Source organism: Cognatundibacterium squillarum (assembly GCF_014652435.1).
In the GTDB taxonomy this organism is placed as follows: Bacteria; Pseudomonadota; Gammaproteobacteria; order Burkholderiales; family Burkholderiaceae_D; genus Undibacterium; species Undibacterium squillarum.
This window is the reverse complement of the sequence record NZ_BMYU01000020.1, coordinates 1-656: the sequence shown is the minus strand read 5'-3', so window position 1 is coordinate 656 and position 656 is coordinate 1. Positions and strand designations below refer to the sequence as shown.

The 656-nt window shown below is 57.2% G+C and carries 1 protein-coding gene; it reads right to left on the bottom strand.

The window, feature by feature from the left end:
- A partial coding sequence (locus IE092_RS18640; RefSeq protein WP_189359204.1) for an aldehyde dehydrogenase family protein occupies positions 1–656 on the bottom strand: 656 nt, incomplete at both ends.

Genomic DNA, 656 nt, shown 5'->3' with positions numbered 1-656 from the left:
TGCGCCAGCGGCAGGGAATGGCTGTAGTTGAAGGTGTTGGTCGTGCGGCGCATATAGGCTTTCCAGCTGTCAGAACCGGATTCGCGGCCGCCGCCGGTTTCTTTCTCACCACCGAACGCACCGCCGATTTCTGCACCGGACGGGCCAATGTTCACGTTGGCAATGCCGCAGTCCGAACCGGCTGCACTGACGAACAATTCTGCTTCACGCATGTCTGTGGTAAAGATCGCAGAAGACAAACCTTGCGGCACGTCGTTGTTCCACTGTATCGCTTGCTGCAGATCGCTGTAGCGAACGATGTACATGATCGGTGCGAAGGTTTCGTGGTGCATGGTTGCTGTCTGGGATGGCATTTCTACCAGCGACGGACGCACGTAGTAAGCGTTTTCGCAGCCAGCGACGATGACGCGTTCGCCACCTTCGACTTTACCGCCATCCTGCTTTGCAGCTGCCAGTGCAGTCTGCATCGCATCGAACGCAGCCTGATCCACCAGCGGGCCAACCAGCGTGCCTTCGCTGAGCGGATTACCAACCGGTAAGCCCGCATAGATTTTTTTCAGACGCGGAATCAACTGATCGTAGACGCTGTCATGCACAAACAAGCGGCGCAGAGTGGTGCAGCGTTGTCCGGCAGTACCGACCGCAGAGAAAGTGAT